Here is a 17444-nt window from a genome sequence, read left to right as displayed (position 1 = left end):
GCCCGGCGAGGCGCTGATGCTGGCCGAGGAGGAGGTGCGCGAGGCCGCCGCCGCCGACGTCGCCGAGGTGCTGGCCGGCACCCTGCGCGCCGGGCTGATCGACGAGCTGGGCTGGCCGGCCTGGGACGACGCCGCCGCTACCCTCGTGCCGAGGGAATCGGCCAAGGACATCGTGGTCGCCGACGCCTGGCCGTACGCGATCGTCGCCGGCCCCGCCCAGGTCCGCGTGCTCGGCCCCGAGGGAGTCGTCCTCACCCACGACCTGCGCGTTCCGAACAACGACACGTGGAGCGACCCCGGCTTCCACTACGTGGACGGCGAACTGCTGGTCTACTGGCGGTCGCGGGCCCGGGACAACCGGCTGCGCGGCTACTGGCACACCGCCCCCGACCGGATCCTCGACCTGGAGGGCAACGGCAACGTCCGGGGCGTCAAACTCGACTACCACCCTGGCGACGACCCCGTCAGCCTGGCCCTGCCCGGCGGGGGCCGCACCACCGGCCATGCCGTCCTGCACCGGGGCGACACGTCGGTGCCGCAGGAGCGCCAGGTGATCAGCGACGGGACCTCGTTCTGGGTGTGGTCCTGGGAGGAGGACGACCGCACCACCCGCGGCTGGTACGAGTTCGACCCGGTCAGCGGGCGGCAGGGCCGCAAGGGCATGCCGGGCTTCCTCGCCGACGCGCTGCGCGACGCCCCGGCGGGCAGTCGCCTGCTGAACGGAAGGGTGCTTCCCGCCCCCTCGGACGCGCCCACGCCCGCCGGCACGCCGGTGGACGGCGTGTTCGGCCGGCGGGTGGTGCGGCTGCCCGACGGGTCCGTACGGTACGAGGACGCGGGCGGGATGAGCGTCACCGTGCCCGACGACGCCGGGATCCCCGTGTCGGCGCTGAAATTCCCGGGCGCCGAGCACGCCTGTGCCGTGATGCGCGGCAGCTACCGGCTCGACCTGGTCGGCTCCGACGGTGTGCTCACGGCCACGATGAAGACCGACCGCGAGCCCGGCTCGTTCGGCATGGGCACCATCATCCTGCCGCCTGTGCGGTACTGGACGTACTTCGAGCCCCGCGACCCCGAAGGGTCGGCCGTGCTGCGCAGGATCGACGGCGGCACCGCGGCCTCCCTGCTCAAGGCCGCCGAAGCCGCCGGAGGCGGCAAGACGTCCGGCGGCGACGACCTGGCCGCTCAGATCCGCGCGCTGCTGCCGGGCGTCACCGACGACGCGCTGGTGGCCGGCGTCGCCGGGGTCGCCCGTTTCGCCGCCCAGCAGCAGGCCGCGCTGCGGACCGTCGTGGCCAGGCTCGGCGAGGCGCTGGCGGGCGGCGGCCGGCCCCGGGGACCCGCCGGGCCCTCCGACGACGCGATCGTCGAGGCGCTCAGCGGGCTGAACGTCTACGTCGACGGCTACTGGCACCGCACCGAACGGGACGGCCTCATCCGCCAGATCCAGGCCGTCGGCGAGCTGCTGTCCGAGCCGGATGGGCGCCAGGCCGTCCCGCCGGCCCGCACCCATCTGGATCTGCCCGAACTGCCGGGCTCTCGCCTGCGCTGGCTCGCGACGCTCGACCACGCCGCCGCCGTGGCCTTCCGCGCGGCGTCCGCCACGACCGGCCCCGAGCACCGTGCCACCCTGCGGACGCTGCTCGCGGGGCTGCACGAGCACGGCCTGCCGCTGTCGGCCGCCCCTGACCGGTGGCGGCGGATGACGGTGCAGCTCGACGACCGGCACGTGACCGACCTCAACGGCGAGCACCGCAACGGCACGTGGGTGGGGCTGCTGCCCGTGGACGGCGGGGCGTTCGTCGTCTTCACGACCATGCTCGACTACAGCGGCTCCCAGATCACCTGGGACGCGCTCTTCCACGACCCGCTGGGCCGGTTCGAGATGCCGCCGCCGTACACCGTCAAGTCCTCCTCCCCGGTCGGCGGGGACCGGCCGCCCGGCTGGGCCGAGGCGTTCCTCGCCGAGCTGGAGGCGCGCGGGCCGGCCCCGTGGCGGCCGGCGGCGGCGGAGGAGTTCGCCCGGCTGACCGGCGTCTCCCGGACCCTCGCCGCCCTGGTGGTGGCCGGGATGCCGGACGTGGACTCGTACCAGCGCGGCTTCCTCACCAAGGAGGCGCGCACGATGCTCGACGTGAAGGTGGGCGACGCGGCGATCGCCAGGGACCAGCTCCGCGACCTGCGGGCCGGCGTGCGGCCGGCCGTCGTCTCGGCGCTGCTGCCCGACGACCCGGCCCGGCTCTGGACCGACGGCCCCGACGTCGCCGCCGCGGCCGAGGTGTGGAACGCCGAGGTCGGCCGGCAGGTGGCCGTGCCCGAGTGGCTGCTGGCGGAGGCGGCCCGCGCGGTCAGGACGGGGTGGGACGCGGGCCGTGCGCTGCGCGCCCTCATCGACCCGGCCGCCACCCCCGAGCTGAGCCGCGACCTGTCCTGGTCCGTCCAGGGCGACCGCGTGCGCCCGGTGGACGGGCAGGACTCGGGGTTCGACGCGGACACGCTCGTCGCCGTCGTCCCCATGATGGCGTGGCTGGCCCACCGGCTGCCCGCCGGCGACCCGGTCCGGGCGGCGCTGCCCGCCGCGCTGGCCGCCGTCCGCGACCGGCTGGCCGCCCCCGAGCTGGTGCTCGACCTCGACCGCTACATCGACCTGCCCGCGTACCAGAAGGTCGCGGGCGCGCCGACCGAGACCGGTGAGGGATTCGTCCGGTACGGGAGCCTCATCCTGCCCACCGCCGACCACCGGCCCGCGCCCGGCATCCGGGTCGCCCTGCTCGACGGGGACGACCCCTACCTGCGGGCGCTGCTCGGGACGGAGGAGCCGTTCGCGGCCGAGACAGCCCTGCGCATGGCGCGTGACCCGCGCTTCGAGGCGCTCCTCGCCGACGCCGGCGGGGAGGAGGGCGGGGAGGAGTGGTGGCCGCAGGACCCCACGCGCTCGGTCCCCGACCTGGTCGCCGAGGCCGCCGCGACGCACGGGCTCGGCGCGGACGCCGCGGCGCTCTACCTCGTCCTGCTGGCCATGCCGGACCCGACCGACCGCAACGTCGCCCGGTGGACCGGCTGGAAGCCCGCCCGACTCAGGGCGGCCCGGGCCGAGCTGGCCGCCACCGACCTCGTGATCGAGGCCAACAGGCGGCGGGCCGGGCGCTCGCTGTTCCTGCCCTGCGGATGGACGGAACCGGCCGCGCCCAGCCTCCCCGTCGAGCAGTGGAAGCTCTCCCTGTTCCAGCCGTGCCCGGGCGCGCCCCTGGTGCCGCTCGAACCCGCCGCCGACCTGTACGCCAGGGCGTGGGGACGGGTACGCGAGGGCGACCTGCCCCGCTACGAGGAGCTGAAGGTCAGGCGCGGACGGCGCCGTTGAACCCCCTATCTGCGTGAGGACTTCTCCATGACCATGACCGATGACCAGGTGACGGCGGCCGCTCCGGCCCGTCAGGTGCTCGCGGCCGAGGAACGGTACGCGACCGAGCTGGCCTTCCTCGCCTCCTACGACGACGGGCCCCGCCCGCCCGGGTGGACGCTGACGCCGCGGGCGGTGGTGACGTTCGTCTGCGGCAGCGGCGGCGAGACGCTCGAACTGCCCAAGGAGCGGCGGACCGCCGACCACCCGGCGCGACTGAAGGTGGAGGCCAAGTTCGTCGGCGAACGCTCGCTGGTCGAGCGCTGCGTGGTGACGCTCGCCGGCGAGCGCGGGCTGCTGCTCGTGGGCGAGCCAGGCACCGCCAAGTCGATGTTGTCGGAGCTGCTGGCCGCCGCCGTGTGCGGCACCAGCGCGCTCACCGTGCAGGGTACGGCCGGCACGACCGAGGACGCCTTCCGCTACGGCTGGAACTACGCCCTTCTGCTGGCGCAGGGCCCGTCCCGGAGCGCGCTGGTGGACTCTCCGGTGCTCACCGCCATGCGCTCGGGCCGGGTGGCCCGGGTGGAGGAGATCACCCGCTGCCTGCCCGAGGTGCAGGACGCCCTCGTGTCGATCCTGTCCGACCGGCGGGTGAGCGTGCCGGAACTGGCCGGGACCGACGACGCGCAGGTGGCGGCGGCGCCCGGGTTCACCGTGATCGCCACGGCCAACCTGCGCGACCGCGGCGTGTCCGAGATGTCGGCGGCCCTGAAGCGCCGGTTCAGCTTCGAGACCGTGGGACCCATCGCGGACGCCACGGCCGAGACCGCGCTGGTGCGCCGCCAGGCGACCGCGGTGGTGCGCCGGGCCGGGGCGGCGTTCGGGGTGGACGACGCCGTGCTGGAGGCGCTGGTGACGGTCTTCCGCGACCTGCGTACCGGGCGGTCCGACGAGGGATGGGACGTGGAACGGCCAGGAACCGTGATGTCCACGGCGGAGGCGGTGCAGGTCGCCGCCTCGCTGGGCGTGGCGGCGGCCTACCTTCCGGCCGGCGACGTGCTCGACCTGGTGCCCGGCCACCTGCTCGGCGTCGTCCGCAAGGACGATCCCGCCGATCACGGGCGGCTGCTCGGCTACTGGGACGGGCCGGTGCGGCGGCGCGCCGAGGACGGGTCGGCGATGTGGCGGCGGCTGTGGGACCTGCGGGACAACCTCCGGTGACCACCGACCCTAGGGAAGCGCTCGCCGCCCTGGCCGCCTGCGCCCGGCCGTACCTGATCGGGGTACGGCACCACAGCCCCGCGCTGTCCGTGGTCCTGCCGGATCTGCTGGAGGCGGCCGACGCGGAGGTGGTGTGCGTCGAGCTGCCCGCGGACTTCCAGCCGTGGCTGGAACACCTGGCCGCCCCGGAGACCGTCGCCCCGGTCGCGCTGGCGGGCGCCGGGGCGGACGGCGGGCTCGGCTTCTACCCGTTCGCGGACTTCTCGCCGGAGCTGGTGGCCGTTCGGTGGGCGTGGAAGCGAGGGGTGGAGGTGGTGTGCTGCGACCTGCCGCTGTCGGATCCAGGCCGGCACGCGCCCTCCTCCGACCCGCCTGGCCCCGACTCTCTCGGCCCTGATGAGGTGGCGCCGCGGCGGCGGTCGTTCGCCGACGCGCTGGCCGCCTCCGGAACCGGCCGCGAGGGCGATGACATGTGGGACCGGGCCGTAGAGGTCCTCGCCCCCGAGTGCGAGCCCGAGGCCGTGCGACGGGCCGCGCTCGGCGTCGGCTGGGCCCTGCGCAGGGACGCCGAGGAGTCGGGCGGCGTACCCGCCAGGGACCTGGCGCGCGAGGCCCACATGCGCCGCGTCCTCACCCAGGCCGCGGCGGGCGGCCGTCGCGTCGCCGCGGTGATCGGCGCCTTCCACGCCCCCGCCCTCGTCCCGGCCGCCGCCCCTCAGCCGATGGGAACCCCGTCCGATCCCCGTCCCTCATCGGAGTCGGAGACGGTCGTCTCGCTCGTCCCCTACGCGTTCGACCTGCTCGACTCCCGCTCCGGCTACCCCGCCGGCATCCGGGACCCCCGCTGGCAGCAGGCGGTGTTCGAAGCCGGCGGCGATCCCGGCCGGATCATCGACGGCGCCGCCCGCGCCATCACCGACCTGTGCCGGGAGATGCGCCGTGCCGGCCACACCGCCGGCACGGGGGAGGCCGCGGAGACCCTGCGCATGGCCTGCGACCTGGCCCGGTTGCGCGGCCTGCCCGCCCCCGGCCGCGGCGAGCTGCTCGAAGCGGTGACGAGCGTCCTCGGCCAGGGCGAACCTCTCGGCCGCGGCCGGGCCCTGGCCCAGGCCCTCGACGTCGTCCTCGTCGGCACGCAACGCGGCCGGACCTCCCCCGGCACCCCGCGCTCGGGCCTCGGCCCCGCCGTGGAGGCCGACCTGAAGGCGCTGCGGCTGCCGGGCCCGGACGATCCGGAGCGCCGGGAGATGCGTCTCGACCCGCTCCGGTCCGACCTCGACTCACGCCGCGAGATCCTGCTGCGCCGCCTGCTCGCCTGCGGCGTCACCTACGGCGAGCCGGTCGAGGTGACCGGCACGGGCGACGCCTCCGCGCTGAGCACCCGGTGGCGGCTCACCTGGACCCCGGCGGTCCCGGCCCTGCTCGACCTGGCGGGCGTACGCGGCGTGACCCTCGCGCAGGCCGCCGCGGGCACGTTGCGGGAGGCGTACCGGCGTGAGTCCGCGGAGGGCGGGCCCACGTGCCGGCTCGTCCTCGACGGCCTGCGCGCGGCGGCGCAGTGCGATCTGCCCGAGCTCGTCGCCGACCGCCTCGCCGAAGCCGCCGTCGTGCTGCCCGCCACCGCCACCCTGGCCGAGCTGCTGGACGCCCTCGACCTGCTCGAAGCCCTCCGCCGCGAACACCTCCCCGGCACCACACCCCAGGGCCGCCGGCAGACCGTCGAACTGGCCGGCACCTTGCTGGACGCGGCGATCCGGGCGCTCCCGGGCCTGGCGGGCAGCGACCAGCCCGAGGACGCCGCGGCCCTGGTCGCGCTGGTCACCCGGTCCGGCGAGGAGCGGCTCGGGCTGCGGATGGACGACGTGCTGGGCGAGCTGGCCCGTACGGCGTCGCCGCTCATGCAGGGCGCGGCGCTGGCGGCCCGCGTGCTGCTGGACCTCGACGGGGCCGACACGCTGGGAGCCCGGGCGGCGGGCTGGATCGACCAGGCCACCGGCCCGGACGGCCGCCGTCGCCTCAGCCGCCTGCTGACCGGCGTGCTGACCGCCGCCGGCCCGCTGCTCGAATCGGCTCCCGGGGTGCTCCATCCCCTCATGGACCGTATCGACGACCTGGCCGACAAGGAGTTCCTGGACCGGTTGCCGGCGCTGCGCGGCGGATTCGACACGTTGACCCCGGCGGCGCGCACGCGGCTGCTGGGCACGGTGTCCGAACGGCTCGGCGACCGGCTCGACCTGTCCCTGGAGGCCCCACCCGAGCTGCTCGGCCTCTGGACGGCCGCCGACACGGCAGCCCTGGCGGTACTGCACTCACTGGGACTGCCCGCCACCCTCCGGAACGGTGACGAACCTTCACCCGTGAGGGCGGAGGAACCCACGCCCGGGAAGGCGGAGGAACCCACGTCCGGAGCGGCGGAGGAACCCACGCCGCCCGACCGGCGAGAAGCACCGTCCGCCGCGCGACCCGAAACGTCGACCATGCTGCCGCCGGTCGATCGGTGGCGGTTGCTGCTCGGACGCGAGCCCCAGAAACTGCCGTCCCAAGCCCGCGCCTACGCGCGTGCCCTCGACGAGCTGTACGGAGCCGGACGCGGCGAGGGGTCGGACGACTTCGACCCCTCGAACGGGGGCGACACCGGCGGCCAGGGGCACTCGTTCCCGACGGCCCGGGAGTGGGCCGAGGAGCTGGAGGCGCTGTTCGGGACCGACGTCCGCGAGGAGGTGCTGGCCAGCGCCGCCGACGCCGGGCGCGTCGACGTGCTGGCGGAGCTGAACCCGGCCTCCGTCCGGCCGTCCGTCGAACTGCTGACCTCCGTGCTGTCGCTGGCGGGCGGCCTGCCCGAGCAGCAGCTCGCCAAGCTGCGCCCACTCGTGCGGCGCCTGGTCGCCGAGCTCACCCGCGAGCTGGCGACCAAGCTGCGCCCCGCGATGACCGGCCTGGCGAACCCGCGCCCGACCCGCCGCCCCGGCGGCCCGCTGGACCTGCCGCGCACCCTCCGCGCGAACCTCCAGCACAGCCGGCGCCTGGAGGACGGGCGGCTGGTGGTGGTGCCGGAGCGACCGGTGTTCAGCACGCGGGCGCGTCAGGAGGCCGACTGGCGGCTGGTCCTCGTGGTGGACGTGTCCGGTTCGATGGAGGCGTCGGTGGTGTGGTCGGCGCTGACCGCCGCCGTCCTGGCGGGGGTGCCGACGCTGTCGACGCACTTCCTGACGTTCTCCACGCAGGTGATCGACCTGACCGACCAGGTGACCGACCCGCTGTCGCTGCTGCTCGAAGTGCGGGTGGGCGGCGGTACGCACATCGCGGCGGGCCTCGCCCGGGCGCGCAGGCTGGTGACCGTGCCCAGCCGGACGCTCGTCGTGGTCGTGAGCGACTTCGAGGAGGGCTATCCGATCGGCGGGCTGCTCGCCCAGGTACGCGCCCTGGCGGGCTCCGGCGTCCATCTGCTGGGTTGCGCCGCCCTGGACGACAGCGGGGCGCCGCGCTATTCGCTGCCCATCGCCCAGCAGCTCGTCGCGGCCGGGATGCCGGTCGCCGCGCTCAGCCCGCTCGCCCTCGCCCGCTGGGTGGGGGAACGCCTTCGTGGAGAGACCCGGTGAACATGACGAACGCCCCCGCCGCCGCCTGCCTGCCACCTGCGGCGCCGCACGTGGTGGCGGCCGCCGTGGAGGCGCTCACCTCCCGGCTGCGCAAGAAGCTGGACGCGGCCGTCGAGCAGTACGCGGCCCTGCCCGTCGTGGTGGTGGACGGGGAGGGGGTACGGATCACGTGCGGCGAGGACGCGGTGGTCACACTCTCGCCCGGGGTGTCGGGTGTGGTCGAGGAGGAGGGCCAGGCGGGGTGCAGTTGCCTGCTCGCGCCTAGATGCCTGCACCGGGCCGCGGTGCTGAGCGCGTGCCCGCTGGCAGAGGCGGAGCCCAGGGGGACGGCCGCTCATGACGCCGAACCCCCCTCCGCCGCGGCACCACCGGAGGCGCTGAGTCCGGAACCTTCCGCGACGCCGAGCCCGGAGCAGAGGGCAGAGCCGGGAAAGAGTCAGGTCCACCGGAAGTCTGGGGAGACGGCTCCGGCCGAGGAGGCGGAGGAGGCGCGGGCCGCCGGGCCGGCTCCGGCGCAGGTGGCGGCCGCGGCGGGGTTGTGGGCCGCCGGGGCGGCCGTGCTTGCGGCCGGGGTGTCGGCGGCGGGCGCGGTGCCGCAGGCCGAGCTGCTCCGCGCCGCCCACACCGCCCGCCTCGCCGGCCTCCCCAGGGCCGAGGCCGCCGCCCTTCGCGTCGTACGAGGGCTGAGATCGGCCCGCGAACAACGCGTCGGCCACCACCTCTCGGACCTGGTGTCCGCACTTCGCGAACTCCTGCTCATCGCCGGCCGCCTGGCAGCGGGCGACCCGGACCCGGCGCTGACCGGCACCCTCCGGCGCGCGTACGAGCAGGGCGGCAGCCTCCGCGTGTACGGCGCCTTCCGGGAGCCGGTGATCAGCGCCACCGGCTACGGCGGCGTCGTCACCCACGTCGTCGCGGAGGACGGCCGCTGGTTCTCGGTCGCCGACGTCAAGCCGGGCGGAGCGGCCCGCGCCCGCGGCGCGGCCACCGCGACCGTCGCCATCGGCTCGGCCACGCTGAACCACTCCCAGCTCGCCAGATCCGGCCTGCTGATCGTCGGCGCCACAATCTCGCCCGACGGTCGGCTCGGGGCGGGGAAAGGCGTCCGCGCCACCCCGGTCCGCGGCATGCCGTGGACCGAGGGACCCATGGGCGCCCTGCTGGCCCGCCCACTGACCGAGCAGGCCCTGGCACGCCTGTCGGGCGAGGTCTGGAGCGAGTCGGGCACGGAAGAGGTGGCCCGGGAGCCGGTCGCCTGCGACCTGATGATCGTCGGCGCGTCGGGCGACCACGTTCTCGCCCGCGTCCTCGTCCCCACCCCGGCCGCTGTCGGCGTCGGGCCAACAGCCGGCACGCCGACGGCGGACGCGGGCCCGTCCGGAGCAGCCGGGGGGATGCGGCCGGCCGGACCGGTGATCCGTCTCGTGCCGGCCAACCGGCATCACGACCTGGCGCACGTGTCCAACCTCGGGCGGCTTGCCGGCCGGCCGGGGCTGTGTGTGCGCGTCGTGGGACGGGTGGAGCCGGACCGGGCCACCACGCTGCGCCCGCTCGCCGTGGGACCTGTGCCGGGGGCTGAGATGACGCTGCGGCTGCCCGAAGAGTGGCATGATCGGGCAGACCTCGGCTACGACCGCCTGCAGGGCGCCCACCTGCCCCCGCCCGGCCCTCCGGTGGACCCAGGGGAGGAGACGGACCCGCTGGCGAGCGCGCCGCTGTGGCGGGTCCGGCGCCTGGTCGAACTGGCCGTCGCGGGTGGACGCCGCGCCGTGGCCGAGTCGGGACGCGGCGAGGACTCCAAAGCACAGGAGACGTCGTTGCGCCGTTCCGGATTCAAGGCCGCCGCCGAGCTGGTCGCCGCCCTCACCGCCGAAGCCGATCGGCGCCGACGCGACGTGTTCGGCCGCCTGACCGACTCCGGCCCCGACCGGTACGCATGGGCCTGGCTCGCCACGGCCACCCACCTGGCCGCCACGGAACGCGCCCTCGTCCGGACGTCCTGGCAGGCCGGCGAGTGATGACGGATCGACGCGTCGGGGAGCGGGCGCCCGTACACGCGGACGCATGAAACCGGCTGCGGAGTCCGCGCCGTCCCGACGGCCGCGCACCTCACCCGCCGCGACCGACCCGCTGAGCGCCGCCGGCGGGCGGACCCGAAGCGCGGCGTCCGTTATGGGATCGCGATCAACTTTGCGCGTGGATGGGAGGTCCGACTCCGTGTGAAGATCCTTTGTGGGGCGCTCGCTGTCGTCTCGGCCCTCGTGGCCGTTCCGGGTACCGCCCACGCGGCCGTTCCCGCAGGCGGGACGTCCGCCCCGATCCGGTACGCCGCCACCTCCGACTGCGACAAGGACCCGCGCAACGCCGCGCGATGCGGCCCCTGGTGGTACCGGACGACCGACGGCAAGCGTCACCGGCTCGACGGGGTGGCGCGTACGACGCAGCCGGTCGCCGTCAGCGGGGACGGCCGCCGCCTGGCCTACATCAGGGCCAAGGACACCCGGCTCGTCATCCGCGACCTCGACGGCCGGATCCGGGTCTCGCGGGACAAGGCGTGGCCGTCGAGGTCCGAGGTCGATGTCACTCGCGTGAGGATGTCCTACGACGGCTCACTCGTGGCGGTCGACTGCTGCTGGGCCGGCTACACCGAGCACGCGGCGCGGGTCTACGACGCCGCCACCGGCGCGCTGCTGAGCAAGGTTCCGGGAGTGTCGGTGCGTGAGGACGCCCTGAGCTTCAGCGGCGACGGCGACCAGATCCTCGTCAGTACGGATGACGACAAGTCCGGCAGGCTCAGCGTCCACGACCTGAACGGCAGGCGGACCGCTGTCGTCGTGCCCCCTCGGCTGATCGGCGACAACGCGGCCACCGCCGCACTGAACGCCGACGGGCGCACCGTGGCCGTCTACGTGACCGGCCGCAAACCCAAGATCGCCCTGTACGACCTGGAGGCCGGGTCGGTCACCGCCACGTACCCCGTACCGGCGTCAGGTCAGAAGGTGGAGCGCGACCCCGCGGAGAACAGGATCGCGGAGGTCGATACGGACGTCCGGCTCGACTGGACGGGCGACTCGACCCTGCGGATGGTCAGGAAGGTCGGCTTCAAGCTGGTGCGGGTGAAGGTGTACGACATCGACATCCCTGCCGGATCGGTGCGTCTTCAGCGCGCCTACGCCATCACCGGAACCACTGATGAGGCGATCAGCGGCCTGTGACGCTGGGACGATGAGCGAGACGAGCCCGGTCACTCAGGGGGTGCCGGGTGGCGCCGCCCCTCCGCCGCCCGGCGTCCGAGCAGCTTGTCGATGCTGCGGCGTTCGCGTTTGGTGGGACGACCAGCGCCACGATCGCGGACGGCCACCGTCACGGTCTCCTCGCGCGGAGGAGGCGGGGGGCTCTTGTCGACGTAGCACTCGGCGGCCACGGCGGCGCCGACGCGCTTGGAGATGACGCGGGAGACCACCACGATGCGTTCGCGCCCCTCGTGCCTCAGCCGGACCTCGTCGCCGACCCGTACGGCGTGCGCGGGCTTGACCCGTATCCCGTTGACCCGGACATGACCGCCTCGGCAGGCGTCGGAGGCGATCGAACGAGTCTTGGTGAGCCGCACCGCCCAGATCCAGCTGTCCACCCGCGTACTCAACTGCTCACCCGCCACACCACGACACTCTACTGAGACCCCCGCCACCGGCATCCAAACCCGCCTCCCCCAAGACACACTCCTTAGGGCCGCGCCCGGCCGACAGGAGAAGGCGGACCCTCACGGCCGGCCTCGCTTGCGGCGCTGGTCCCGGTGGTCCCTCCGGGGCGCCGACCCGAGGTCGGGTGTCTTGTAGGTGACCAGAGGGATCGTGGTGGCCACCGGCGTGGCCAGGTCATGGTCGACGAGGTCGGTGATCACTTGCTCGATGCGCTTGTAGGCCGTCGGTGCCTCCTCGAAGAGGAGTTGGCGGTCGCCGCACACCACCAGCGACCCCATCGGTGTACGGCGCAGCTCTTCGACCGTGTGCTTGGCTCGTCCGCGGCGCAGGGCGTCCGCACGCGACATCTTGCGGCCCGCGCCGTGCGCCACGGAGTGGCCGGCGTCCGGCCCGGCATGGGCGGCCACGAGGTAGGACGGGGTGCCGCGCGTACCGGCGATGAGAACGTCGCGGCCGTCACCCGGCGCCGCTCCCTTGCGGTGCAGGTAGATCCCGTCGCGGAGCTCGACCAGGTTGTGGCACTGGTCCAGGATCGGCTCGGTGGGCTCGGTCCCCAGCGCGTGGGCGACCCGGGCGGCCAGCAGCCGCCGGTTGAGCGAACCCCACCGTACGGCCTCGTCATGCATCGCCAGGTAGGCGCCGGGATCAGGGGAGGGCCCCCCGCCGTGGACCGCGGTGTGCTCCCGCAGGATCCGTTCGCCGAGCCCCCGTGAACCGCTGTGGACGACGAGAACCAGGTCGCCGGCGGCCAGGCCGAGACGGCTGGCGTGGCCAGGTTCGAAGACGGTCCCGATGCGCGCCAGCTCGACGAAGTGGTTGCCCCGGCCGACCGTCCCGAGCCCCTCGACGTGACCAGCGGGTATGCCATCCGTCACGACGGCCCAGGCGGGATCGTCGGCATCTCGTTCAGGGTCCAGCGCGCGATCGAGATCGGGAAACCGGGCGGCGAGCTTCTCGGGTACGGCGCGCTTGAGCTTGACGGGGAACACCGCGATGCCGCAACCGATGTCGGAGCCCACCAGGAACGGGTACAGGATGGTCGACGCCATGGCGGCGCCGATGGGGGCGCCCTTGCCGGGGTGGAGGTCCGGCATGGCGGCGACGTGCCTCATGCCGTCGAGGGCTGCCACCTGATGGCATTGCGCGACGGCATCGGACTCGATCCAGCTTGTGGGGGAGGCGAACACGGTGACGGTGGCCGACCCCGTGGCCGGAGTGGACGGCGGCAGGAACTCCGGCCGGGAGTGTTGCTGAGACAAAGACGCTCTCTTCGCTGAACAGGGTATGGGCGGGCGGCATCACGGTGCCGGCGCCGTGGCATCTCGAAGTGGCGGGGTGCTGTCCGTCAGAGCCTCATGGGCACCACATTCCCTGACCCCCGTCCTGCCGGGCAAGCGATTATCGGCCGTACGGGCTTGCACGGCCGGGACGAGAGGCCGCCGCCCCCATGGCCGCGGTCGACCCGCGCCAATGGGATTCGTTGGACGGTCGCGGCGGCGAACGGCGCTCCGAGCCGAGGCCCTGGTGAGGACGCCGCGACGTTGATCGGCGCGGCGGTGCGCAGCGAGAATGAGGACCATGAGGAAGGGGGACGGACTCCGCCAGGTTCGGGCCCCACGTAGGGGAGAGCCGGGGATGGCGCGAGGCGGCCGGTACGGTGCGTGAGCAGAATGAGGTGTGCCCGTACCAGGGGCTCGCGCCGTTCGAAAGCGACAAGAGCGAGCTGTTCTTCGGCCGTCGGCGGGCGGTCCGCGACCTGCTGGAGCGGCTCGCGCCCCGGCTGCGGGAGCGCGGCTCCATCCTGCTGGTCTCGGGGGCCTCCGGCGTGGGCAAGTCGTCGCTGCTGCGGGCGGGGCTGATGCCGGCGCTCGCGGACGGTACACCGCTGCTGCCCGGGTCGCGGAACTGGCCCCGCCTGCTCGTCACGCCGACCGTGGAGCCGTTCGGCGCGCTGGCCGAAGCCTGGGCGCAGGCGTACGGCGGTAGCGCTGAGGAGGCCGGCGAGCGATTACGCCCGCGTCCGGAAGAGACCGGGGAGGGAGCGCAGGAGCGTGTGGGGAAGGCCGGCCCGCCGGACGGGCGGTTCGTGCTGGTGGTGGACCAGTTCGAGGAGCTGTTCACCTTGGTGGCCGACGAGCGGGAGCGCCAGGCGTTCGTCCAGACCCTGCACGACCTGGCCGGAGCCGGCGCCGCGGTGATCATCGGGGTGCGCGCGGACTACTGGGACCGCTGCGCCGCCTACCCTCAGCTGGCCGAGGCCATCCAGGACGGCCAGGTGATCGTCGAGCCGATGACGGAGCCGGACCTACGGCTGGCCATCACCGGTCCCGCCGCCGCTGTGGGCCTGGAGCTCGAACCCGGTCTGGTCGACATCATCCTGCTTGAGCTGCGTGCCGGCGCCGATCAGGCCGGCGGCGGCTTCGAGGCCGCCTCCCTGCCGCTGCTGTCGCAGGCCCTGCTCAACACCTGGGAAAGGCGTGAGGACGGCAAGCTGACCATCCGTGGGTACGAGGACTCCGGCCAGGTCCGCGCCTCCGTGCAGCGCACGGCCGACGAGGTGCTCGACCGGCTGTCTCCCGATGACCGCAAGGCCACGCTGCGGATCTTCCGGCGGATGACCCTGATCGCCTCAGGTGGGCGGATGGTGCGACGCAGCGCGACCTGGGCCGAGCTCCACGCCGCCGCGGCCGCGGACTCGGAGCAGCGGAAGGCCCGGGTCGGGGAGCTGCTGTCGGCGTTCGCCGGACTGCGCCTGATCACGCTGCACGAGAACCGCGCGGAGATCGCCCACGACGCCCTGCTGACCGCCTGGCCCACTCTGCGGCAGTGGCTCGAACCTGACCTGACCGCGCACGCGGTGTACGACCGACTCGTCGAGGACGCCGGGCAATGGGCCGAGAACCACCGCGACCCCGCCTTCCTCTACCGCGGGGCCCGGCTGCTGGCCGTGCAGGACAGCCGGCCCCGCTGGGACCGCGACCCGGGCAGCTTCCCGCCGCCCGGCCCCGTCGTGAACCGCTTCGTCGCGGCGTCCGTCGGGGCCGCGCGGCGGGCGGGCCGGCGCCGCGCCTTCGTCATGGCCGGTCTGGCCACGCTGTCCGTGCTCGCCCTGCTCGCCGCCGGCATCGCCGTGAACGCGGCGAACAACGCCGACCAGCAGCGCCTGCTGGCGGTCCAGGAGCGGCAACTGGCGGTGTCGCGCCGGCTCGCCATGGAGAGTGAGGTCACCGACGATCCGGTCACGTCCGCGCTGCTGGCCGTGACGGCGTGGCGGCTGGCCGAAACCCCCGAGACGCGTAGGCGCCTGCTCGACGTGGCGGCCCGCGCGGACCGGGGAATCCTCTCCGCGCACAACAACTCCATCGACCAGCTGCTGTTCAGCCCCACCGGTTCGATCATCGCGACCGGCTCCAACGGCACCGTCCGGTTGTGGGACTCGGCGACCCGCCGGCAGCTCGGCGACCCGATCGTTCATGACGGGTTGTGCGTGTTCGGATTCGGGACGGCCTTCAGTCCCAACGGGAAGGTGCTGGCCACGGCCTGCTTTCACGAGGTCGTGTTCTGGGACGTGGTCACCCGCCGGCCGCTGGGACGCCCGATGGACGTCGTGGACGGGGTAGGAGCGATGGCGTTCAGCCCTGACGGAAGGACCCTCGCGACCGCGACCGCGAGCGGCACCGTGCGGTTGTGGGACACCGTCGGGCGCCGGCAGGCCGGAGCCGCCATCGGGCGCGCCGACCACGAGTCCGTCCGCGACTCCATCGCTCAGGTGGCCTTCAGCCCGGACGGAAGACGTCTGATCAGCGCCGGCGCCGACGACACCGTACGCGTCTGGGATCTCGCCACCCGCCGCCAGATCGGCAAGGCGCTCACCGGGCACGCCGGCGACATCAGCGGCATGTCCCTCAGCCCGGACGGCGGAACACTCGCGACGTTCAGCATCGCGGACCGGACCGCCCGGTTGTGGGATCTGACCACCCACAAGCAGATCGGTGGCGTCCTGCAGGGAGCCGGCAGCGACCTCGGCTTCTACGCGGTGGCCTTCAGCCCGGACGGGACGAGGCTCGCCACCGGTGGCAGAGACGGCTACACCAGGCTGTGGGACACCGCGAGCCGCCGGCAGGTGGGCGACCCGTTGACCAACAGGCGGTTCTGGAACCAGAGACTGGCGTTCAGCCCTGACGGAAGGACCCTCGCGGCCGCCGACGTGGACGGCCAGGTGCGGCTGTGGGACCCGACGGCGCACCGGCAGCTCGGCGCGGCGATGCCCGGCACGTACGACGTCGCCTTCAGCCCCGGCGGAAAGACCCTGGCCGCCTCCGACCCCGTGGTCGCCATGGGCACCGACCGCAAGGACAGCGCCGTCCGGTTCTTCGACGTGGCCACCCGCCGCGAGTCCGGCCCCCGCCTGCGCCCCGAGGACGACCCGGTGCCCCGCGAATGGGCCGGCGTCCGCGCCACCAGGTTCAGCCGTGACGGCAGGACGCTCACCACGGCCGGGACCGATGGCGCCATACGGCGGTGGGACGCCGTCACCCGCCGCCAGATCGGCCGCGCCGACAGGCTCAGCTCGTCCGGCGAGCTGAGCGCCGACGGCGGGCTCAGCGCCTTCTGGGTACGGACCGGCAACGACGGTTCAGTCGCGATCTGGGACGTCGCGGGCCGCCGCGAGGCCGGACCCCGCATCGTCGTCGAGGGCCACACCAGTTTCGTACCCGCGAAAGCGTTCAGCCCTGACGGCTCCATCCTGGCGCTGGCGGGCAGCGACCAGACCGTAAGGCTGTTCGACGTCGCCACCCGCCGCCAGATCGGAGAGCCTCTGCAGGGCGCCGCCACGGATCAGCACAGCGCCCTGGCCTTCAGCGGCAACGGGAAGCTCCTGGCCACCACGGCGGCCGACGGCACTGTACGGCTGTGGGACGTGGCGAGCCGACGCCAGAACGGGGCCATCCTGACCGGCCACACCAACTCCGTCAGCGCGATGGCGTTCAGCCCCGACGGCCGAACCCTCGCGACCGGCTCAGGAGACCGCACCGTACGGCTGTGGGACGTACCGACCCTCCGCCAGATCGGCCCCGCACTGACCGGCCACACTGAGACCGTGGCCGATGTGGCCTTCAGCCCGGACGGAGCCACGCTCGCCACGGCAAGCGCCGACCTGACCCTGCGGCTGTGGAACGTCGCGGCACCCGCCGACCCCGCCGCCGCGGTGTGCGCGCAGGCGGGCCGCTCCTTCACCCGCGGCGAGTGGCGGCGCTACGTCGAGGGAGAGGAGTTCCGGGAGGTGTGCCCTTGACCGCTTATCGATACAGAGGTGCATCTATGCCGCTGTATGCGGGGACCGTCGGTTGCTTATCAAGGTTTACAAAGCAAACGACGTGCGGCTGAGTAACCGCAGGTCAGAGGCCGAAATGCCTACCCAGATGAGTGCTCCCGGCAGGATCCGAACCTGCGGCACCCGCTTTAGGAGAGCGTAGGTTGTAAGGCTAGTCTGCCTCGTTCGAGCTGCGGAAATAAGCTGCCAGGCTCGTCGAGCGGGCAAGATCATCCCGTGCATGTCCCTGCGCGTCGCGACTGTGTAAT

General features: G+C 74.0%; 8 protein-coding genes. 6 read left to right on the top strand and 2 right to left on the bottom strand.

From position 1 onward, the window contains the following. The 5 genes from AB0H81_RS06940 to AB0H81_RS06920 all read left to right on the top strand — a co-directional run. Positions 1-3361, top strand: a 3361-nt coding sequence (locus AB0H81_RS06940) for a DNA-binding protein (protein ID WP_358370305.1), incomplete at its 5' end; no start/stop codon positions are given. A gap of 27 nt (positions 3362-3388) precedes the next feature. Continuing rightward, complete coding sequence (locus AB0H81_RS06935) at positions 3389-4561, top strand: AAA family ATPase (RefSeq protein WP_358370302.1); 1173 nt, start codon at positions 3389-3391, stop codon at positions 4559-4561. After that, positions 4558-8160: a DUF5682 family protein gene (locus AB0H81_RS06930; protein ID WP_358370299.1), complete on the top strand. Its 3603-nt coding sequence runs from the start codon at positions 4558-4560 to the stop codon at positions 8158-8160. The genes AB0H81_RS06935 and AB0H81_RS06930 overlap by 4 nt, the downstream gene beginning before the upstream one ends. Then, positions 8157-10178 carry a hypothetical protein gene (locus AB0H81_RS06925; RefSeq protein ID WP_358370296.1) on the top strand — a complete coding sequence of 674 codons (2022 nt, stop codon included), beginning with the start codon at positions 8157-8159 and terminating at the stop codon, positions 10176-10178. Before AB0H81_RS06930 ends, AB0H81_RS06925 begins: the two co-directional genes overlap by 4 nt. Before the next feature lie 243 nt (positions 10179-10421). Beyond that, on the top strand, positions 10422-11375 hold the full coding sequence (locus AB0H81_RS06920) for a hypothetical protein (protein ID WP_358370293.1): 954 nt from the start codon (positions 10422-10424) through the stop codon (positions 11373-11375). Between the two features lie 29 nt (positions 11376-11404). Here AB0H81_RS06920 and AB0H81_RS06915 read toward each other — a convergent pair whose 3' ends face one another. Both AB0H81_RS06915 and AB0H81_RS06910 read right to left on the bottom strand, forming a co-directional pair. Continuing rightward, positions 11405-11791, bottom strand: coding sequence for an RNA-binding S4 domain-containing protein (locus AB0H81_RS06915; RefSeq protein ID WP_358370290.1), 387 nt, complete (start codon positions 11789-11791; stop codon positions 11405-11407). 129 nt (positions 11792-11920) lie between these two features. Beyond that, complete coding sequence (locus tag AB0H81_RS06910) at positions 11921-13120, bottom strand: RNA ligase RtcB family protein (RefSeq protein ID WP_358370288.1); 1200 nt, start codon at positions 13118-13120, stop codon at positions 11921-11923. Positions 13121-13518: 398 nt separating this feature from the next. Between AB0H81_RS06910 and AB0H81_RS06905 the strand changes: the two genes are divergently transcribed. Next, positions 13519-17157, top strand: coding sequence for an AAA family ATPase (locus AB0H81_RS06905; RefSeq protein ID WP_358370286.1), 3639 nt, complete (start codon positions 13519-13521; stop codon positions 17155-17157). Positions 17158-17444: the final 287 nt, after the last annotated feature.

Source organism: Nonomuraea sp. NPDC050691 (assembly GCF_040654455.1).
Taxonomy (GTDB): Bacteria; Actinomycetota; Actinomycetes; order Streptosporangiales; family Streptosporangiaceae; genus Nonomuraea.
This window is presented reverse-complemented; position numbering and strand designations above follow the sequence as displayed.